The sequence below is a fragment of the Pseudomonas sp. Mb7 genome (assembly GCF_054790525.1).
Genome location: NZ_CP186501.1, coordinates 1,580,646 through 1,599,730, shown reverse-complemented (window position 1 = coordinate 1,599,730; position 19,085 = coordinate 1,580,646). Strand labels below are relative to the sequence as shown.

At 57.4% G+C, this 19,085-nt stretch carries 18 protein-coding genes and 1 pseudogene; 7 read left to right on the top strand and 12 right to left on the bottom strand.

Annotated features, from left to right (window positions below):
- The first annotated feature begins 135 nt into the window (after positions 1–135).
- The 3 genes and pseudogenes from ACOYXH_RS07390 to ACOYXH_RS07380 all read left to right on the top strand — a co-directional run.
- The gene (locus ACOYXH_RS07390) at positions 136–456 is read left to right on the top strand and encodes an integrative conjugative element protein, RAQPRD family (protein ID WP_460063903.1); all 321 of its coding nucleotides are present in this window, start codon (positions 136–138) and stop codon (positions 454–456) included.
- Entirely contained in the window at positions 453–620 is a 168-nt protein-coding gene (locus ACOYXH_RS07385; RefSeq protein ID WP_460063901.1) for a TIGR03758 family integrating conjugative element protein, read from the top strand. The genes ACOYXH_RS07390 and ACOYXH_RS07385 overlap by 4 nt, the downstream gene beginning before the upstream one ends.
- Before the next feature lie 26 nt (positions 621–646).
- Positions 647–1,047 (top strand): annotated as a pseudogene (locus ACOYXH_RS07380) (hypothetical protein); the annotation flags it as partial.
- A gap of 24 nt (positions 1,048–1,071) precedes the next feature.
- Here the strand turns inward: ACOYXH_RS07380 and ACOYXH_RS07375 are convergent.
- Positions 1,072–1,938, bottom strand: coding sequence for a hypothetical protein (locus tag ACOYXH_RS07375; protein WP_460063898.1), 867 nt, complete (start codon positions 1,936–1,938; stop codon positions 1,072–1,074).
- A 508-nt stretch (positions 1,939–2,446) separates the two neighbouring features.
- Between ACOYXH_RS07375 and ACOYXH_RS07370 the strand changes: the two genes are divergently transcribed.
- The 3 genes from ACOYXH_RS07370 (at position 2,447) to ACOYXH_RS07360 (ending at position 7,642) form a co-directional block, all read left to right on the top strand.
- Positions 2,447–4,231 carry an AAA family ATPase gene (locus tag ACOYXH_RS07370; RefSeq protein WP_460063895.1) on the top strand — a complete coding sequence of 595 codons (1,785 nt, stop codon included), beginning with the start codon at positions 2,447–2,449 and terminating at the stop codon, positions 4,229–4,231.
- A 10-nt stretch (positions 4,232–4,241) separates the two neighbouring features.
- A complete protein-coding gene (locus ACOYXH_RS07365; protein ID WP_460063893.1) occupies positions 4,242–6,005 on the top strand; it encodes an ATP-dependent helicase in 1,764 nt (587 codons plus the stop codon).
- A gap of 173 nt (positions 6,006–6,178) precedes the next feature.
- Positions 6,179–7,642 (top strand): glycosyltransferase family 9 protein, encoded by a 1,464-nt coding sequence (locus tag ACOYXH_RS07360; protein ID WP_460410460.1) that lies wholly within the window; start codon positions 6,179–6,181, stop codon positions 7,640–7,642.
- A 4-nt stretch (positions 7,643–7,646) separates the two neighbouring features.
- Here the strand turns inward: ACOYXH_RS07360 and ACOYXH_RS07355 are convergent, their stop codons facing one another.
- The 10 genes from ACOYXH_RS07355 to ACOYXH_RS07310 all read right to left on the bottom strand — a co-directional run bounded on the left by ACOYXH_RS07355 (position 7,647) and on the right by ACOYXH_RS07310 (position 15,920).
- Positions 7,647–8,429, bottom strand: a complete 783-nt coding sequence (locus tag ACOYXH_RS07355) for a glycosyltransferase (protein ID WP_259173524.1) — start codon at positions 8,427–8,429, stop codon at positions 7,647–7,649.
- Positions 8,420–9,553, bottom strand: coding sequence for a hypothetical protein (locus ACOYXH_RS07350; protein WP_460063886.1), 1,134 nt, complete (start codon positions 9,551–9,553; stop codon positions 8,420–8,422). The genes ACOYXH_RS07355 and ACOYXH_RS07350 overlap by 10 nt, the downstream gene beginning before the upstream one ends.
- Complete coding sequence (locus tag ACOYXH_RS07345) at positions 9,550–10,404, bottom strand: histidinol-phosphatase (protein WP_460063884.1); 855 nt, start codon at positions 10,402–10,404, stop codon at positions 9,550–9,552. The genes ACOYXH_RS07350 and ACOYXH_RS07345 overlap by 4 nt, the downstream gene beginning before the upstream one ends.
- On the bottom strand, positions 10,401–11,429 hold the full coding sequence (locus ACOYXH_RS07340) for a radical SAM protein (RefSeq protein WP_460063882.1): 1,029 nt from the start codon (positions 11,427–11,429) through the stop codon (positions 10,401–10,403). The genes ACOYXH_RS07345 and ACOYXH_RS07340 overlap by 4 nt, the downstream gene beginning before the upstream one ends.
- Before the next feature lie 80 nt (positions 11,430–11,509).
- Positions 11,510–12,739, bottom strand: coding sequence for a hypothetical protein (locus tag ACOYXH_RS07335; RefSeq protein ID WP_460063880.1), 1,230 nt, complete (start codon positions 12,737–12,739; stop codon positions 11,510–11,512).
- A 28-nt stretch (positions 12,740–12,767) separates the two neighbouring features.
- Positions 12,768–12,911: a hypothetical protein gene (locus ACOYXH_RS07330; protein ID WP_164488184.1), complete on the bottom strand. Its 144-nt coding sequence runs from the start codon at positions 12,909–12,911 to the stop codon at positions 12,768–12,770.
- A gap of 31 nt (positions 12,912–12,942) precedes the next feature.
- On the bottom strand, positions 12,943–13,752 hold the full coding sequence (locus tag ACOYXH_RS07325; RefSeq protein WP_092254160.1) for a ubiquinol-cytochrome C chaperone family protein: 810 nt from the start codon (positions 13,750–13,752) through the stop codon (positions 12,943–12,945).
- A gap of 11 nt (positions 13,753–13,763) precedes the next feature.
- On the bottom strand, positions 13,764–14,399 hold the full coding sequence (locus ACOYXH_RS07320) for a helix-turn-helix domain-containing protein (RefSeq protein WP_460063876.1): 636 nt from the start codon (positions 14,397–14,399) through the stop codon (positions 13,764–13,766).
- A gap of 179 nt (positions 14,400–14,578) precedes the next feature.
- On the bottom strand, positions 14,579–14,947 hold the full coding sequence (locus ACOYXH_RS07315) for a hypothetical protein (RefSeq protein ID WP_460063873.1): 369 nt from the start codon (positions 14,945–14,947) through the stop codon (positions 14,579–14,581).
- Positions 14,948–15,050: 103 nt separating this feature from the next.
- Positions 15,051–15,920, bottom strand: a complete 870-nt coding sequence (locus ACOYXH_RS07310; RefSeq protein ID WP_245141957.1) for a hypothetical protein — start codon at positions 15,918–15,920, stop codon at positions 15,051–15,053.
- Between the two features lie 98 nt (positions 15,921–16,018).
- Here ACOYXH_RS07310 and ACOYXH_RS07305 point away from each other — a divergent pair, with 98 nt between their 5' ends.
- Positions 16,019–17,107 (top strand): helix-turn-helix transcriptional regulator, encoded by a 1,089-nt coding sequence (locus ACOYXH_RS07305; RefSeq protein WP_460410458.1) that lies wholly within the window; start codon positions 16,019–16,021, stop codon positions 17,105–17,107.
- A 436-nt stretch (positions 17,108–17,543) separates the two neighbouring features.
- On the opposite strand, the gene ACOYXH_RS07300 is transcribed toward ACOYXH_RS07305, so the two are convergent.
- Positions 17,544–18,890, bottom strand: a complete 1,347-nt coding sequence (locus ACOYXH_RS07300; protein ID WP_259173533.1) for a phospholipase D family protein — start codon at positions 18,888–18,890, stop codon at positions 17,544–17,546.
- Positions 18,891–19,085 lie beyond the last annotated feature (195 nt).

Genomic DNA, 19,085 nt, shown 5'->3' with positions numbered 1-19,085 from the left:
TCTAAAAATTCTGCTGTATTTCAGTAAAGATACTCTCACGGCAAAAAAGTACTTCTCCCAGATCCAGTTTTCCTGCTGTCATACAATTCACTGTGCGAGAGAATTTTGCTTCGTCTCTACGCATGGATGCCACTGATGCTCTTCCCCTCCTCTCTCGGGTTATCGGCTCTTCTGACATTGTCCGCGGCCGCTTCTGCTTTTGCCAATGCTGACAGCGATGAGCAACAACAACTTAGCTTGATCCTTCCTCAACTGAGCCGCCTTGCAGCATCGCGCGACGCGTCTGTGATCGATCCAAGTGCCCACTATAGCTTCGATTACCCGCGGCGCCTGTCGGCTGACATCGATCTGAAGCGCCAGGGCATCAATGGGTACCTCACGCCCTCTCGCGCTCAGCCTCGTGACCCGCCTGAGTTGACCGGTCACAACGCCCAGTCAAGCGCATCACATCCATGAGCATGAGCCAACAGCAGCTCGCTGCCTTTCAAGCCATGGGCGGGTTTACACCGCAACAAAGCACCACGTTATTCATCGGTTTGGTTCTGGCCAGTGCCTTAGTCTTCGCCGCCTGGGCGCTCGGTAGCGGCTATCGCGGCTGGGCGACCGATTTCACAGGCTAAGTTCGTGGGCCTAACGGTGAAGGTAAGGCTACAACGCTCAACTCTCCATCGCTTACATCTCGTTGATCAACACGGTCAACAACATCGCTGAGCGAGATCAGATGCTCGGCCGGCCGATGAGGTCAATAAAATCGCGCGGTTCCGCGAACTCAACGATGCTCAAAAAGCGCTGATGCTCTCAGCTCGTAAGGAATCGGGCAAATTCACGGAGGGGGGTCATCCTTTCGAAGTCCAACGAGGTGCTTTTTCGGGCGGTACCGCCGTGCCTTTACCTGGCGATGGCGATGACTGAGCCCGAGGAAAAGGCAGAGCGCTTCAGGCTTATGCATAAGCACGAGGTAAGTGGCTGGACGCTGCGATAGCTGTCGCGCAGAGGCTTGGTCACAAAAGGGGGACTCCACCTTCATTAGTTATAACCATGGGCTAGAGCTGCGTGATGAGTTTCCCATGCTCACTGAGCACCACCTGCCGCACGCCAGGCAGCCTCTAGCTGTGCAATTGCTGCCGCCTTCACTTTTTGAAAGCGCTCATGGCACTCATGAACCGCTCCCCTCACCGCTTCAAAACGTGAAACTGCGGCCGTCAGACTTTTGCATGGCCCCATATCAGGAATGATGTCACCTGGATGCACTGAGGACGCGTCACCTAGGCAGATTCCCCTAAAAGCAGTCATCCGAGCGCTGAGTGAGGCCGCCTCTCGAACCATGTCTTCAATGGCGCCATCGATCGACTCGCTTGTATTTCGAATACTGGGCTCAGAGCCTTCGATCTGAACAAGCAAACCTTCTGCTTGAAGTCGCTGCTGGTCATTCCCAGTTGCAAGCCTCTGTGCCTGCTGAAGCTTGGCGCCGATTTCTTTGCTTGCCTGAATAAAGTAAGTCACGAAACGAGGCGTGTCGTTGATCTGCTTGTTTGCTCTCTTCACATAGGCATCTAACGAGGCTTCGAGGGCAGACGCAGACCGATTCAAAGCGTCTACTCGTGCGCCTTTCAACTTCTCGGCTTTGATCACCTGACCAGTTTGCGCAAGCCTCTGCGATTCAGCATTAAAGTTCTCGACACTGTCTCGGGTGAAATGAACCTTGGATACCAGGCCCGCATCGCCTGATAGATTGAGATCCAGGCCTTTATCTGACAGTACACCGCTATAGTTCTGCTCAGGCGAGTTCATAGGTGTAGAGATCGCTAACGTCAGTCTTTCTCCATCAACGACTCCTCTCACGTTGGCCATCAACGTACTGACCTCGCCAGTGGACGAGAGCTCAATGGACCGAAGGCTACCGACGATTTCACTACCTTGAGACTGGGTGAGCTCCAAGAGTTCCACTCCTGATGAGCGAGTGGCAACGTAAGTGCCAGAAAAGCGGGGGTCAAAACATGCCGTCAGCATTAGCGCCGCGGATACGACTGCGAGCACGCGTGAAAGACTTCCCATCCTACACCCCCGATCCTGAGGATCGGAGTATAGGATGGCATCAGATCATCGTCCTGGAATGGCTCTCAGATCAGCCAGACGCTGCACTTCAGCGGCCGCCAGTTCTTTTATAAGCTGACAATGCTCAGCAACGCTAACCAGCCATTTGCAACGGATTTGATCTACCCCTCCCATAGCAACCATAACCGGTAGTGAACGGCCAAGAGCGGCTAGGTGGTATTTACTAATTCAGAGCAAAATCTGGCAGACAGCTCGTAGGTATAGGAATTAGGATGTAGGCCAATGGCCATCCTAGGTCATCCTCGCCAGCTCCTTGCCTAACTGTCGTAAGGTGATTCGAGATGACAGCTGTGAAGCCGAAATACGCGATCCGCATGCGAGAGGGAGTTTCATGCGCCTGGCAAACCTGAGCATTCGCAACTTCCGCAATTTTTTATCAGTCGATATCCCGCTTGCTGGCAACATTGTGTTGCTCGGCGAGAATCGTGTTGGCAAAAGCAACCTGCTACTTGCCATTCGCCTTGTGCTTGATCCCGCCCTTCCTGATTCGCTGCGGCAGTTGAGACTGTCTGATTTTTCGGACGGTAGCGATTTGGCAGCAAACCCTCAGATCGAAGTGCATCTAGATTTTGCTGATTTCGATAGCGACCCCATGCTCGTTGCTTTGCTCACTGACTTCCGCACTTCAGGCAATCCAACGGTTGCACGGCTGAGCTATGTCTACCGCAAAAAAGCCGATGTTACTGGCGGACTACAATCCAGCGAGGATTGTGAGTTCATTGTCTTCGGCGGGGGTGATGAGTCCCGCAGCATTCCCAGCCGAGTACGCCGTCGTATTGCAATTGACATGCTGGATGCCTTGCGCGACGCCGAAGGACAGCTCGCTTCCTGGCGACACTCCCCACTCCGGCCTTTGCTTGAGGACTCATTTGCTTCAGTCAGCCGGGCCGAGCTGGATAGCGTTGCAAATGATTTAGAGGCGGCTACAGCAAAGATGGAGAGCATCCCATCCGTAAAAGCTCTGGAGAGTTCTTTACGGAGTGGCATTCTCAATTTGGCTGGTAACGCGCATGATCTCAACGCAAGGCTACGTTTCGCGCCCGCCGACCCGCTCCGGCTCATTCGCTCTATCGCCATGTTCATCGACGACGGTAAGCGCGGTATCGCGGAGGCCAGCCTTGGTTCAGCGAACGTTGCGCTGATAGCTCTGAAGCTGGCTGAGTTTGCTTGGCGTCGCACGAAGAATGAACGGAACTATTCGCTGCTTTGCATTGAGGAACCTGAGGCCCACCTCCATCCCCAGTTGCAGAGGGCGGTCTTTGAGAAGCTCTTCAATAACCCTGACGCCGCGCAGGCTTTGATCGTGACCAGCCACTCTCCGACTCTGGCCGCAATCGCGCCGTTGCGTTCAATCGTAACCCTGCGGCGAACGCCAGATGGTTTGTCTAAGGCTTACTCTCTTGCTGCGCTGCCGGTGACAGCTGACGAACTCGACGATATCGAGCGGTATCTCACTGCTACACGGTCTGAGTTGCTCTTCGCAAGAAGTGTGATTTTCGTCGAAGGCGACGCGGAAGAAGCATTGCTCCCCGGCTTCGCCGATGCGCTGGGGTACAACCTGGACCAACTTGGCATCACCGTTTGCAACGTGGCGGGCGTGAATTTCGCTCCCTACGTGAAGCTGGCAGGTAGTCTCGGTATGCCTTTCGCGGTCATCACTGATTGGGATCCGCTAGACGGCACAAAACCTCCGCTCGGCAAAGCGAGGACGGTAGGTATTTGGGACGCCTACTGCGCGGTTGCCGTTGGTGCGCGCCAATTGACACCCGAGAACCGCACTTGGTGTGAAACAGCTGACTTCGATAGCTTCAGTAAGGCTTGGGCGTCGTTCGGCATCTTTCTGAACGATCAGACCTTCGAAGTAGCGGTGGCAAATACACCTGGCCTCCAAGGGGCGCTGCTGGACATTCTTGACGAGCAGGGATTCGGATCTGTCCGCTCGTCGCGTATTAAGGCTTGGCGTACGGGCACTCCCGTCGATCCTACTCAACTGCTTGCAATGATTTCTGACATCGGCAAAGGCCGGTTGAGTGCAAAGCTCGCGAGCAAACTGACAGGGCTCACTCCGCCCGACTATATCACTTCGGCTATTAAGTTCTTGGCGTCCCATGTCTAGTAGGTTCGCGTTGGAACAAGCGCTGGCAGAGCTCAAGCCCAATAGCGAACAATATGATGCAGCCATTGAATGCGGTCATTGCGTTGTCCTGGCTGGCCCAGGAAGCGGGAAAACGAAGACGCTGACTACCGCAATGGCACGTGCCCTGATGGACGATGTTGTCGATCCGCGTGGAGTTGCCTGCATTACGTATAACAATGAGTGCGCTACGGAGCTCGAGGAGCGTTTAGCTAGATTTGGCGTTGCTAACAGCGACCGCAGCTTCATCGGCACTGTCCACAGCTTCGCGCTCACTCAAGTTCTTACTCCCTATGCTCGCTGCATTCCTCATCTCCTCCCTGACGGCTTCCGAGTTGCTACGAATACCGAGTGCCGTGCTGCAGTCGAAACCGCATACAAGTCGGTGTTCGGCGAAATGGGCAATGCACAGGACCGTTGGCGCCTTGCCGAGGAGAAGCGACGTCGAGACGTTGATCGTACTCTGCCAGCTTGGCAGGGACAGAATCCAGAGCTTGCATCTTTTATCGAGGCTTACGAGGCGGAACTGCGTTGCGAGGCGCTGATCGACTTTGATGATATGCCACTCCTCGCCTTCCGAATGATCAAGGACCACAATTGGATTCGTAACGCTCTAAGCGCTCGGTTCCCCATCCTTTTTGTCGATGAATATCAGGATCTGGGGCATGCACTTCATGAACTGGTGCTCCTGCTCTGTTTTGAGAGCGGAATCCGACTCTTTGCAGTTGGCGATGCTGATCAGTCGATCTATGGCTTTAACGGCGCCAACCCAGGCTTGCTGCAAAGTCTCATCGCGCGCGACGAAATTAAAACGATCCGTCTGCGCTTCAACTATCGATCTGGTGCGAAAATCATCAGAGCCTCCTTAGGGGCACTTGGCGAAGAGCGCGACTACCGTGGTGTGGAGCGTGCCCCCGATGGAGAACTTGGATTCTGGGCGGTAGACGGCGACCATGATGAGCAGGCTCTACACATCGCTCAGGCAGTCCTGCCCTCACTGCTTGACCGAGAGTTCCAGCCCGATCAAATTGCAATTCTGTATCGCGCTGCATGGCTCGGAGATAAGGTTGCCAATGCACTTAAGGATACAGATATCGCCATTCTGCGTACTGATGGTAACGCGCTGGTGAGGCGCAATTCCCGTCTTGCCCGATTCGTCGAAGCTTGTAGCCGGTGGGTCACTGGAGGTTGGCGTGACGCTTCGCCGACCTATCACCGGTTACTCGGCCAAGCTCTCGCGATTGTGTATGGTGGGCGAGTTAGCGCGGATGAAGAACTGGCTATAACCCACCATTTGATCAGCTTCTTGCGTAGCGGAATCGATCGAGAGGAAACCGCCCATGCTTGGTTGACACGCTTTTGCCGCGAGCTGATTGAGCCTTGGCAGAAAATTGCCCGAAACACTCATCAGGAATGGGAAGTCTGTTCTGAGTTGTTAGTGCGGACAGACCCGGCGTCGAAGCTTGATATGCCCCTCAATGTTTTTGCGGGACGGATAGATGGCTCTGGCCGAGTGACCTTGAGTACCTTACATAGCGCCAAAGGTCGCGAGTTTGACGCGGTCATCATGTTTGGTATCAATGCTCAAGACTTCCCCAACTGGCGCGACGCTAAGTCAGAACGAGGCATGCGCGAAGCTAGACGTCTGTTCTATGTCGGCGTAACGCGGCCTCGAAAAGAGCTCTGTTTGGTTTTTCAGAAAGCTAATCACTCGCCTTGGGTCACTGAGCTGTATCAGCGAAGCCAGCAGCTTTGAGTTCTTCCCTGATAACGCAGCTAAGCTTAGGCACTAACATCGTAGTGAATATATTTTGGCAGTTGGTACGCGGGCACCTGTCTCGTCGCCATATGTCACGCGCCTTAGGCCAATACTGGTAACGGCCCCGTGCCATAGATATCATCGCCAGCTATTCCGGAAAGTGCGAACTGATGCCGATTTTGCAAAACCATCGGAAGTCTATGGCGCGCCTGTTGATGCGCTGCCTGGTGGACCGCCAGCTGGCACCTCGCGACCTTGCCCAACCCCTGCATATCGTGCTTCCCCGCTGGGACGCCAAACTGGGCGACGCGATCGTTTCTTCATTCTTCTTTCGCGAAGCGCACAAGCTCGGTGCCCGGGTCACCGTGCTCACCGTACCGGAGCTGGTCGACCTGCATCGGCTCGATTTCGGCGTCGACCGGGTCATCTCTGTCGCTTGCGCACCCACGCTGACCGGGCTGGGCCCACTGGTACGGGAATTGGGATCGGTCGATGTGTTTGTCCACCTAGTTGGCCGTATCCAACCCATCGAGATGCTGTTCATCCGCTTACTTAAGCCCGCCCGGGTCTACTCGCTGGATGATGCCTTGCACTGCGTCAGCGGCAAGCTTGGTGAAGCAGCCGCGCAGCTCAACGTGGTCGAGCGCTATACCCGGGTCCTGCTCGACCTCGGTGCGACCCGTATCAACCGCGACTATATCGTCCCGCTTCCCGAACGACAGGACGACAACGTCGCGCACATCCTGGTCAACCCCTATGCCAGCCGACCTGATAAAAGCCTTGGGTTCGCCAGAGCGCTCTCGCTGGTCCGTGCCCTGGCGGATGTCTGGCCGCAGCACCATATTGGCATTCTGTGCAGTCCCGCCAGCCGTGCCGAGGCACTGCAGCTCGGACACGCCATCGCCCGCAGCAACGTCCGGACACTGGTCGAACTGGATACGCCCCGCGCGGTCGCGGGTTCCATCCAGCGGGCCAGAGTGGTTGTCAGTGTCGATACTGCCATCGTGCACATGGCCGTCGGACTGAAGGCGGCATTGGTCGCGATCTATCCGGCCAGCAACTCTTCCAATCCCTGGCTGCCGCCGCTTTCCCCCCATACCCGGGTTGTGTTTAGTCGCCAGGGACCACGTCAGTACCCGCACACCGGCAGGAAAAACATGAACGAATTCACTGATGTCGACGTGATTCAACCCGTCGCCGAACTGCTGCAAGAGTCGATCGCTGCGACTCTCGCAGTGGATGCGCATATCGTTTCCGGCCTGGGCGTGGCCACTGGCACCCTAGCCCGCCAGCTGCCCTTGATCAGCCGGTCTTTTCCTGAAGTCGCCGAGTGCCATCCGGGCACGCTGAACCTGCAACTGTCACGACCGTTGCGTTTGATCCATCCTCATCACCGCAGCGCGCCGCTGGCTTGGACTCCGAGAGGACGTACCAAAGAGGTGTTCGACCTATTGCGCATCGAGTTGGAATTCGACCACCTTGCCCACCGCGTGCCGGCCTGGCTATATGTCGCCCATGGCTCGCCACACCGGCGGACCCCGACAGTGCACGAGGTGATCGCGACTCGCTTGGAGCTAAACGGGGCCAAACGTTGCCGCGTGCACCTGCCGGCGCATGCGGTGGATCTGGCCTGAACCCTCAGCCGCAGCGTTCGATTAAGCGCTCACACTCCCCCAGCCAATAACCACGGTCGGGTTCGATATGCAGGAAGATGCGTGACAGCAGAGTTTCCTCGTCGAGGAACTCGGCCACCGACTCATCGCGTGTCGCTGTCCGCTTGAACCAGGTGTTGTACAGCTTCAGCAGGCTCACGTCGCGCAGCAGGAAATCGCTCACGTCAATGTCCGTGCGCCTCATCACCGCGCAACTGTCGAAGTTGTACAGCGGTCGAAAACCCGGGTCGCATACCGAGGGCGAAATTAGCACCTGCTGGTACGGCAACCTGGCAACTATCTCCTTGATCCCCCCCGGATTGCCCCAGGCATGTGCCTCGACGGCCAGCCCGGTCGCCAGTGCCTCGGCGAGATGGACATTTCCCGGCAGTGAGGCGAATAGGCATTCGCTGTGCCAGTGCAGCCGCTCGTCGAGTCCCGTCGGGAACAGCAGCGAGGTCGGGTCGCGCAGTAGGATGCTGTCCGCGTCGATCCATGCGCCGCCATGGCGATGCACGTAGGCCATGCGGATGAAGTCGCTCCTGGCGACGATCGCCTCGATCCCCTTGTCCATGTTGAAGGTCAGCGGCTCGAAGCGCCAAACCTTGCCGAGGATAGAAGCATCTATGCAATGCTCCAGGCTGTCCGGGGTTAGCAGGGTGAAATGGTCCCCCAGCGCCCGCTGCATGGAGACCAGGGCCAAGGCGATCCACGGCGGCATGCTCTGCCCCGCCGCCGTTTCCCAGTAGCTCACGTAGTTCACACGCACAACGGGGCCCTCTTTGCCTTCACGCCGCTACTACCAAGCAGCCCATGGTCCTCCAGGTAATGCCGCAGCAGCGTCAGCGAGGGTATGCATTCGGCCTGGCGCAGGAACTCGTTTCCGAGAGCCGCCTTGTACAGCCGCAACCAATTGGCCGCCGGCACTCGCGCCAGGAATGACGGCAAGGCTTGGTAGTTGTTCGTCGAAAACAGTAGACGCAACGTGCGCAGGATGGGTTGGTAATCCACGGCTCCAAGCAGTTTGGCCAATGTGTCGTCCAGCTGATGGCTGATTTCCACCATGTTCAGGCGCTCCTCGACGGTGGCATCCGCCAGGGCGACCCGCGGATCGATGGCAACCGGGTAGATCGCCTGGAACGAGCGGGCACCGGCTAGCAGGGACTCACGCAACACCTTGTCGGCAGTCGACCCCGTCACCAGCACATCGTCGCCGAAGATGACGTGCACACCGCTCCAGCGATAGAAGTTCTCCGCGGGTATCACATGGTCCTGGACAAGATTGACCCGCTCGCGCTCTTCAGTACTCAGGCTCGCGTAGTTCTCGCAAGGAGGGGCGATGCGCGGCAGCTTGACGTTGATCAGGGTGGGCAGGCCCATATGGGCGAGCTTGACGTTTATCTCCTCAACCACGACGTCGTAGAGCACGTTGGCCGTCGAAGGCACGTTGCGCCAGCCAGTGGTCATCAGCACCACATTGTCGTTGAGTTCCCGCGCGCTGGTGAACAGCCGTGCCCAGTGCGATGCCGGGTCATCCAGCTGCCGCTCCAGGTAGTTGATCACCAGGCCGGCGAGAAAACGGATGTCCTTCTGGCTGCCATACTTGGCACGGCTGTAGATGGCTGTCAGCGCGGAGGCGCTTGCGCCACTGCTCATGTCGCGGAATCCGTTGGTGCCGTCGGGCGTCAGACAGTTCAGGGCATGACCACCGAGCACCGCGACATAGCTGTTCATATCGATCAGGTCTTGCGCAAGCAAGCCGCCAGCGAACGCGCGCAGACCTCCTTTCACGTCCTCCGCCTGCGGCCGGGCCACGGCCTCGCGAAAGCGCGCCAGCTGTTCGTCGACAGGCGCCTTGGCGAGTAGTTTCCAGTCATTCGATCGGGAGTTCACGGGACAATCCTTGTATCGGTGCCAGACGACAGGCTGAAGAAGTCTAGGGGCATGTCGACGCGTCGACGCCCTTCGAAGTAGCTGATCCGGTCCAGGCCCAGCGGTTGCAGTTCGTCGACCAAAGTGCGGATGCCTGCCCCCGCGTCCAGCGGATCGTGGGCGTCTGAACCTATGGTGAAGGCCGCGCCGTGGGCGATCAGTTGGGGCAGCAGGGTGCGTGATGGATAGCTCCAGACACCCTGAACCTCACGAGTCGAACCGGGCAACAGGCTCGACTTGCGAATGCCCGAGGCATTCAGTTCGTAGGCCACACCATTGCGGGCGAACAGCGGCAGCAGCGGTTCCATCCGGCGCAGCACTACGTCTTCCGCCACGCCGCGCAGCAGCGTGTCGGCGTGCCCGACTGCGTCGAACAGCCCGCACTCCAGCAAGGCTTGCAGATGGGCGAAATAACGGTCGAGAAAGGCTGGGGCGGACAGCCGGGCCAACTCCCAAACCTTAGCCATGGTCTCGCCCGGCAACTCGACGTAGTGGATCGAGCCGATGGCGAAATCCAGCTCGTACCGGGCCAGCATCTCGCGGTTGTAGGCATCCGCACCCGGCAAGTAGTCGAACTCCAGTCCGCGTAGGATCTTGATCTTCCCCTGGTGCTCCTGTCGTGCCCGCTCAATCTCGGCGAAATAGCGCTCCAGTTCCGCCTCCAACAGGCGATTGTCGCTGTCCACCGGGAACGGCGCGTGGTCGGTGATGGTGAGGATCTTCACTCCGGCGGCGATTGACGCCCGCACCAACTCATCCACCGTACCGACGGCATGCTTGGAATAAAAGGTATGGGTGTGGGAGTCGATCATGCCGGCACCATTCGTTCTAACAGACCATCGTGATTAGCCAGTTCCTTGACCAGCCAGTAGGGGTTATTCGCCTTGCGCAGGATCTTGTGCACCAGTTCGAGGTCGTCGAGACGCGCCAGCAGGTCCCTCAGCGGTTGGCTGTAAAGGGCGCGGACCAGGGGCGTGTCGCGTACATGGCTGGCCAGTCGCTCCCAGCCAATCCGGTCAAAGTGAATATTGCCCAGGCGTTGGTACTCGATGCCGTACAGGTAGACGTCACCATTAGGTTTCACCGTCAGGTCCATGCCGTTGGCGTGGGGAGGCGGGTTGAGGCTGCCGAGGGTGAAGCGCTTGTTGACCCGGGCTTCGATCGCGTCGATGTAGCCATGCAGATCCAGGTAACCTGGTGGCGTGTCGGCCGCTGGGTGGACGAGGTTCTTGTAGTCGATACCGAACCGTTCCTCGCCGACCACCAGCGTATCTTCCAGGGCATTGCCCGCGACGATCCCGGCGTCGAGGCCCCAGCGCGCCAGTTCCTCCCGGAGGTAGTCGCGGGTGAACTCCCGATCAGTGTCGATCGAGCGAAACGAAAAGCTCAGCCCGGCCGGTTTGTTTCGTCGCAGGTAATCCAGGCTGAAGCCATGAGCCCGCCATTTCACCTTTTCGATATGGTGGCTGTCCGAGCTCAGCCTGATATTGCAGGTGTCGCCCCGACTGACCACGATGCGATTGGTGGTGTCATAGAATTCCGCCATCTTCTCGTGGGGAAAGAAGCCGCTTGTGATGAACTCGAAACGCTTGCCGCCCTGGGAAAGCTCAAGAATCTCGTGGAAGACTCTGCCGTTGTTGAGGGGTTCGCCCTCTCCGCTGATGGAGATGCGCTTGACGTCGGGGGCGTTGATCAGCGCCGCCAGGTTCTCCCGGGCGAGGCTCGATAACTCCATGCTCATCCCCGTCTTGTGCTTGTCGGCGTACATGCAGAACGCGCAACCGATGCCGCAAATTTGGGTGATATCGATGTACAGCAGGTGGCCTTTCAGATCCATCTTTCTTGACTCGTTGCTAGCCTGCACGAGCGCACAGGCGTGGGTTGCACATGACCGGTAGTCACCGGTCGCGTGGGGCATCAGTAAGGCTGCAATACCTGCAGTTGCGGGATCTGCACGGAGTCGCGATGGACCACTGTATGCAGTACCCGATCCTCTCGGACCGCAGCCATGTCCGGGTAATCGCTGTAGTGGTCGTTGCTGATCACATAGGTCTCGACATCGAACTCCGCGGCGGCCAGCACCGGATGGTCGGCGGTGAGGGTGGGCGGCATAACCAGTACCCGGGCCTGCGGAAACATCGCTTGGAGTGCGTTGTCGCTCATATCGAGCTGGCGGCGGATGCCCGGATCGAAGACCAAAGTCACGCCATAAGTCGCGGCCAGGTGAGGCACAAGTGTCTTGAGCACCTCCAGACCGATGAAGCGCCGTTTTCCGCCCGCTTCGTTCAGGTAGCAAAGATTATTGCCATCTACCACCAAGTTGCGGATTTCGTTTTCCAGCAGGCGAATGGTGTCGCGCAGGCGGCGCTTGCGTTTTTCCTCTTCCCGTTCCAGTTTGCGCTGGTGGAATTGCCGATCCTTCAACACCCTATCCGGACTGCGTTGCCCGACACCAAAGCGGTTTTCACATTCGTCATGGGCCATCCTTTTATCGAATGAGCTTTGCGCATTGTCCAACTGGTTGATGAAGCATTCGGCATCGATGATGTCCCGCTCCGTCGCCCGCAACTGGTCATGAGTAGTTTTCCAATTGCGATACACCTCTCCGGCCACCGCCTCCCAGTGGGCGCTGGCCTTTCTGACTTCGTCGGCGACGCCCTGCAGGCGTTGCACGTCGTTGTCCAGTTGCGTGATGGTGGCCTTGGCCTGCAATGAATCGAAGCCCTGGTATCGCCGCGAATTGGCGCTCAAGCGCAGCTGCTCCCGTTCGCTTTCGCGGAGCCCGGATACCAAGCCCTCTTGCCGGCTCTTGAACTGCGCCAGCCGCTTCTGCAGGGTGCTGACCTGGCGCTCAGCCACGCGCCGTTCACTGGAAAACCAGTGCAACGGCGACCAGCCCGCCTCGGCAACGCCTTTGGCGCTGTTCAGCTCAGCGCGGCTGGCCTTGATGCTCTGTTCGACCCTGGCAAGCTGCTCCCGCGCGGCGAGAGTTTCCCGTTGCACCTGAGCGAGCCTGCTATGGTTGCTCTCCTGGTCGAATCGCTCGAACCATTCGAGGTCGGCACGCAGATTCTGGATGTCTGCATTGATCTTTATGATTTCCCCCTTGAGGGATACCAGTCGCTTGGCGTGATGGTTGCTGTACACGGTTCTCGCTCCTACTCAATCCGTTGGTTCAGGTGGCGCTCTGCGCGGCGCGTTTGCCGGAGGCATGCACGGCTTTCGCCGCAAGGTTCAGCGCGACCACCGTGGCCGCGCCAGCGGCGAAGCAGATGACGTTGGTCAGGAGAAATTCGAGAGGGGAAATCACAGGGTTCATTGACTCACTCCTTGGTCGTCTAAAGTGGGCATCAGGCGCCCAGGCGTATCCCGCATTTGCCACAGAAGTTGGCGCCGGCCGCGACTATCGCGTGGCAACCGGGACAGGTGGGTTTGAGCAACATCTTCTGGCGCATATGGCCGATCTGGATGACGCAGGGCACGGTGACCCGGTACGCCGGGCTTGCTAGGTCGAATGCCGTCCAGATCCCGGTGATGGCCCAGCCCACCGGGCCAGCCAGCACTGCTAGACCACGACCCAGGGTGCTCGAACCCGCCAGCACCACGCCACGCCCTACCAGGCTGCTCATGGTCGCGCTGGCGACCACCGCCGCCACGTTGTAGGAAGCCAACCCGGAACTACCGAGTGAAGCCAGCAAAGCCGCCAATGCCCCCGGCCCCATGCCGGGTCGGTACGTCAGTCCGCCCAGGGATTCGAACAGTGTTTTGCGGTCTTCCTCGCTCATCCGCGCCAGGGACTGGGCGAATACCTTGGTGATGATCGCCATTTCCATCTCGGCGCAGCTGGCGCTCGCCTTGTTCTTCGCGCCGACGTGCCCGGCCACATCAGCCAACAGCTCGCGGTACGGCACACCACTGCCGCCGCGGAACAGGTTGACCAGTGAGTTGCCGCCAAAGCGGGTAAGCTCCTCGGCGAAAATAGCCCGGGTCGACTCGCCGACACCCTTGTCCTTGTCGGACATCAACTGACGACAGACTGAAGATGACAGGGAGATGCGGCCCTTGCCGTTGTCGGTGATCACATCTATCAACAGGCCCACGTCGTCGGCGCTGGCACTCATCAATACATCGGCAAGATCGGGGTCGTGAATGATCGGCATCCCGGCACTCCTTATTGTTCGCTAGAAGAAGGATCGTGTGGCGTGGTCTGGCTGACCCAGGCGCCCGCTATCGCGGCCAACCACTTGCGTGGGCCGGATTTTGAAATCTCGCGCAGCATCAGCGCATCGAGCTTGAGACATGCGCGTCTACGCCACTCATCGCGGGCATTGGCCCGGGCAACTTCCGGCGAGGCACCCACAATACTGGGGCGCTGATCCGGATGGACCTTGCATTCGCGCAAGACCTTTTCCACCGGATTAATCTCTTGAAGCCGCTCTTCGGCCTCCAACTTGTGAGCTGCAACCAAGTAATCGCCACTGTTGCCGATCGCGCTGGCCAGCAGTGCCCAGTCCTGGGGGCGCATCAACAGGAAAGCAGGTGGCACCCCCAGAGCCTGGGCAAGACGCTCGATAGTGCTCAGGTCCGGGTTGGCATCGCTACCTTGCGCTGGTGATTTCAGGGCCCGCAGCGTGCTACGAGCGATGCCGGTTTGCAGCTGGATCTGCACCGCGGACAAAGGCCCGGGGCCGTCGGCATCGTGTTGCGTTTCCCGCAGCGCACCTGCGACAGCGAGAACGGAGGATAGGTTGCGGCTAAACCATTGGCCGAGCGAAACCTGAATGGGTTGAGGCGTGAGGATATTCATTGCCATCATCTCGCTATTAGATAGTGGCACTTTAGTAATATTTTTAGCGTAGCGAAAGGTCTAACTGGAGCGCTGTCACTCCATTTTTAGGATCCCCCGATGGTGACTGGATCGTTGTCACTCCATTATTCTGTGCGTTGTCAGGGTGAAGACAACAACGGAGCTCTGTAAATCCAACGCTACGCTTTTCCCGAACGCCGGGCGTTTGCTTTTCTGAGCATTTCATCCAACTGCGCTATGAGTTCATCCGGGTCCAATTCGGTCCAGTTGCCACAATCCGCGGCCACAATCATTTCGGCGAACTCCGGGCTGTACTCAGGTACCCGGTCAGCGCCCACGTCGTCGACGAAAGACGTGAAAAACCAAGCGCCCTCCGCCTCTTCACCAACAAGCCAGCCTTCGACTTGCAAGGTGGCCAATTCCCCCAAGTAAGCACCATCGTTCAGGTGTGGGTGAACGCTTAGGACAGCAGATTTGAGCGCCGACGAACTAATACCGCTTTTCGCCAACTCGACAATCATGAGTTGCAGCGAGGTCATCTCGGCCATTGGGGCCTCCGATTTAAGTTAGTGGGGGCGCAAGGGCGCAGGACGCCCCCTCGCCTCCTCCAGCAGGGTGACTTGTGAGATCGTTTCACCAAAGCAATGGTGGTCAGTCGTTCACCGGCAAGTCATACCCAATACTGAACAGAGCCTGTTCGATGCTGCGAAGTGTTTGTTGGGTTGTTTTACCGACCCGGAAAGGACTCTCAGAACAGAGAGGATGTTTTGCCACTTGGCTGAGCACGTAGCTGGCGTGCATGTTCCAACGTGCGTGATGCGACCCTGAGCGCAGGCGTTTGAACTGAAGACTTCCGATACTTGGGTTACGGCGTTTAGGTGCGAGAGCAGTGGTCGACTCTTTCGCCCCGGCCCAAGGGAAATTAAGCGCCGGCGGAACTTTCGTCAGGCATTTGACATTGCAGTATTTGACCACCAGCAATCCCAATGCAGCGGCTACCCGGCTGTCGTAGATGATGAAATCAGGGCAAAGCAACGAATAGATTTTGGTCATTCCCGAATTGAAGCGCAGCGATTGATTACGAAGAATCGGGGCGTCGGGATCATTGTCTACCAATGCTGTAGCGACATCCGAAATCATCTTTGCAAGGCCAGTCTTGTTGGCTTTCAACCATTCGTTGTTGCGGGAGGTGACACCTCCCCAGGCCATGACGTCGAGGGACGCCTGGAGGATCAACGCATCGCTGCTGCCAGCAGCGATCAAGTCTGCGCGCAGTGCGGACAGCGCCATTTCGTTGCTGGCAGCGCTAACCCCTGGGTTGAACGCGAGGCGGGTATTACCCGGGTGATTCCAGCAATACGAGGTAAACGCGCCGTACAGGCTGTTACACGACCACCGTACTCCCGAGCGACGATCAACGTACTCATGCGTGATGAGCGTGTCCGAATCAAGATGACCCGCCAACCAGTCGATGAATTCGGGGACGTGATCAAGCTTAGCGTAGGGGTGTTTAGTGTTCATGAATGCTCCTGTGGGCTGGCATATTCAACGCCCAATTGCGTGCCAGCGGGGCTATGATGCAGCCCTACTAGACACTGATTTGTCCGAGTTGAAAAATTATGCGAATTATTTCAGATGAAACTGAACACCGAGAAAAGCGGCGCAAATATTTGCGCAAGATTCTCCAACGTGCAGGCCGCGCTTTGTCGACCGAGGAGTTGCATCAAGAGATGCTCGAATGGGCGGACGGTACCGCCAATCCGAGGACAACTCGGCGTGACCTGTTTGAGTTGAAGGCGGAAGGGTTTGTAGAAAAAGTACCCGAAGAATCAGGACAGCGACGCAGAGCGCATCGCTGGAAATTGGGCAAGGGCATTTTTGACTTGGCGCTTTCGCCGCAAGAATCGATGACCCTTAGCGCTATTTTCCAACATGCTGAACGCTTCGGTTTCTGGATGGACACGAAAGAGCTTACAAAGCTGCGCGAGTACGCGGCCTGGGAGCTGAAGTCTCGATCAGCCCGGCATTTAGTCGCCGAGGGTCGCATCATCACTGGCACGCGGTTCACTGTGCTGGAGCATGGGCAACATGACCATGAGCACCTCAAGCTCATACAAGGTGCAATGATCGACGATCATAGCCTGACCGTGCGTTATAGACCTCGAGATGCCAACGGCGTGGAGTGCTCCTACCTTCTGAAACCGCTCGCGCTCGCGTACCAGGACAGCAACATCTACCTGTCAGCATTTGTAGCGAAGGAGACCTGGCATGGAGAGGCGCCCGATCCTGGCTTGCCAAGAGGAAAGTACAGCAGCAACGGGATTGGTAAAACCTGTGCGCTGATGTTGCATCGGATGGTGGACGTGCGGGTGGCGAGGGATGCTATCCAAGAACCTGAAGGCTATGACGTTCGCTCCATCGAGGTTCAGCGAGACCTAATTTCTGTCCACGCGAACGAGACGATAGAGTTGGTGTTGCGGTTGAAGGAGAACCTTCACAATCGCCTTACGGAAAACGCGCTTGCGGCGAATCAACAGGTCGAAAGAGATGGCGATAGATGGTTGCTGCGGTGTGAATTGCTCGACACTCAGGGTCTTAGATTATTCCTGATGAGCAATGCCGCAGACGTCGAAGTCGTGTCGCCCGCGCACCTTCGCTGTCATGTCCGCGAGCAACTCGAAACAGCGCTATCGCAGTACACGTGCTGAAATCGACTGGAAAGGCTCCAGGCATCTGGCGCAAATTTTGTACATTCTAGCCCTACGCCAATGGTGGCTGGCCAAACCTCGCGCTCGGTCAACGCCTCTATGCTAGTCCGTCTTAACGGTCCAGGGCTGAATGGATGCTAATCTGAATGGATGCTAATACAGCAGATCGTGGAGGTAATCCCTCTAAAGTCTGGAGAGTGTGCCCATTTTGGAAGCGATTGAGCGACTTAACAAACGGTTCGCATCGCAATGGTGGCATTGGTTTTTTTTGCGCCCAACCCGACAAGCCAGAAAGGAGCATTTGTCAGACCGGTGGCAACTGGACGCGCGCCCAGCAAGCAGAAGCTATCGGCCACTAGCAGACGCTCCTGCACTGAATATTTCAACTATCCGCCAAGCGATACAGCGCTTGAACGTGGCAACTGTGCTGTGGAATTCAATAAACCTTCACATCGTAGCCCAGTGCTCTCAACGCCTTGCTGGTGCGACCGTTGCGCGGTGGAACCACTTCCGGCCGGGCCCAGCCGATCACCTCGGCTAGAGAATTCAGGCCATAGCGTGGGATGCTGTAATCCCAGTCGCGCCCAGCATGGTACAGGCGCAACCAGATCTCATTATCTTGCCCTTCGTAGAGCACATGGTGGAGTAGTTTACGAACATCCCATCCCTTGCGGTTGCGCTGACGCAGGATGAGTTCGGCAAAGGGCCGCACACGTGACTCCCTGTCCAGCGTCTTCAGCTCAGGAAAGCCAAGCTCGGCGGTTGGCACTTTTATTATGTGCTCCATGGTCGCGTGGGTGTTGCGACACAGGACGGCGAATTCCTCACTAGATAATTCGAGCACCCTGTCCTGGGCCAGCAACTCACGCACCGCCGGTGCACTCTCATAAAGCGCGTAGTCTTCGTACGATGGCGCTTCCGACAAAGACTTCCACCACCTCAGTTCAACCTCCAGTGCAGCCTGCGGGTTGGCCCGATGGTTTTCGTGGAAGTCCTCGTATGGCTTGCGCTGGGCGTCACCGACATGATTGTAATAGTAACCATGCAGAAATTGATCGACATGCCAAGCACTTGGGACATCGGCACTCACCCATTTGGGTCGGTAGTCTCCCAGTTGTTGCTGAATGCTCTGCAGAATACCGAGCGTTTCTAACCACTCCTGCTTGAAATTGTCCTTCCGTCGGTCAAAGGCGGCCTTCTCTTGGACAAAGCTCGGCCCTTCCCATTCGGGATGGCTGCGCTTCTTGCGCGACTCGTCGTAGATGCCCTTGTTCCAGAGGTTGAAGCGCTCCATTTCAGCGATGTAATCCGCCGAAATAGGGATGGTTACTTCCAGTTCACGCAGGTAGTCGAAGAGGTTTTCCAACTGGTTGTCCATGCCATTGGCGAGCAACTCGTCCGCCGTCAGGAAAACTCCCGCTTCAATGTTTGTAAGCCACCCATTATCAGTATGGTTGGCCGAGCCAATATAGGCGCCGTAACCTTTCCACCAAATTACCTTGGGGTGGAAGCGGTCGGGGACAAAGCGCGTAAATACATTGTCTTTCTGATGTTTGAACAGGCGCTTAAGCAGCTCTACCGAAACGGGCACGGTGTGGTCGTAGCGCATCCATAGGTCCAGACGCAGCTTGTTAACGACGCAATGGCCGACCAGATCCTGGGTGATATCGGATGCACTACTGCCATAGGCCACCGCAGCCAACACGCCATCTACCTCGACCTCGGCCCCAGGTAATAGGTCGCGCAGGTGTACCCCGTTAATTCGATTGGCGATCAGCTTCATGTCGACTCCTTTCAACGTATTGCATTGGACAGTGCGCACACGACGCTACTATATCCGTTCAATCACGAATTGAGCGGTAAGCGTCCGCCAAACTCACCTTGCGCAAGTCAGTCCGGTATCCACCGACGCTACAGCAACTGATCAATCTCACTTACTCGCTGCGTCGGCAAGCGACTGAGCGTAGCCGTGATCGGC

Excerpts from the sequence above, each read along its gene's own strand:
- ACOYXH_RS07360 (WP_460410460.1), top strand. The coding sequence starts at position 6,179 with ATGCCGATTTTGCAAAACCATCGGAAGTCTATGGCGCGCCTGTTGATG.
- ACOYXH_RS07330 (WP_164488184.1), bottom strand. The coding sequence starts at position 12,911 with ATGAACCCTGTGATTTCCCCTCTCGAATTTCTCCTGACCAACGTCATC.
- ACOYXH_RS07310 (WP_245141957.1), bottom strand. The coding sequence starts at position 15,920 with ATGAACACTAAACACCCCTACGCTAAGCTTGATCACGTCCCCGAATTC.
- ACOYXH_RS07325 (WP_092254160.1), bottom strand. The coding sequence starts at position 13,752 with ATGCCGATCATTCACGACCCCGATCTTGCCGATGTATTGATGAGTGCC.
- ACOYXH_RS07305 (WP_460410458.1), top strand. The coding sequence starts at position 16,019 with ATGCGAATTATTTCAGATGAAACTGAACACCGAGAAAAGCGGCGCAAA.
- ACOYXH_RS07300 (WP_259173533.1), bottom strand. The coding sequence starts at position 18,890 with ATGAAGCTGATCGCCAATCGAATTAACGGGGTACACCTGCGCGACCTA.
- ACOYXH_RS07345 (WP_460063884.1), bottom strand. The coding sequence starts at position 10,404 with ATGATCGACTCCCACACCCATACCTTTTATTCCAAGCATGCCGTCGGT.
- ACOYXH_RS07315 (WP_460063873.1), bottom strand. The coding sequence starts at position 14,947 with ATGGCCGAGATGACCTCGCTGCAACTCATGATTGTCGAGTTGGCGAAA.
- ACOYXH_RS07390 (WP_460063903.1), top strand. The coding sequence starts at position 136 with ATGCTCTTCCCCTCCTCTCTCGGGTTATCGGCTCTTCTGACATTGTCC.
- ACOYXH_RS07370 (WP_460063895.1), top strand. The coding sequence starts at position 2,447 with ATGCGCCTGGCAAACCTGAGCATTCGCAACTTCCGCAATTTTTTATCA.
- ACOYXH_RS07320 (WP_460063876.1), bottom strand. The coding sequence starts at position 14,399 with ATGAATATCCTCACGCCTCAACCCATTCAGGTTTCGCTCGGCCAATGG.
- ACOYXH_RS07340 (WP_460063882.1), bottom strand. The coding sequence starts at position 11,429 with ATGGATCTGAAAGGCCACCTGCTGTACATCGATATCACCCAAATTTGC.
- ACOYXH_RS07385 (WP_460063901.1), top strand. The coding sequence starts at position 453 with ATGAGCATGAGCCAACAGCAGCTCGCTGCCTTTCAAGCCATGGGCGGG.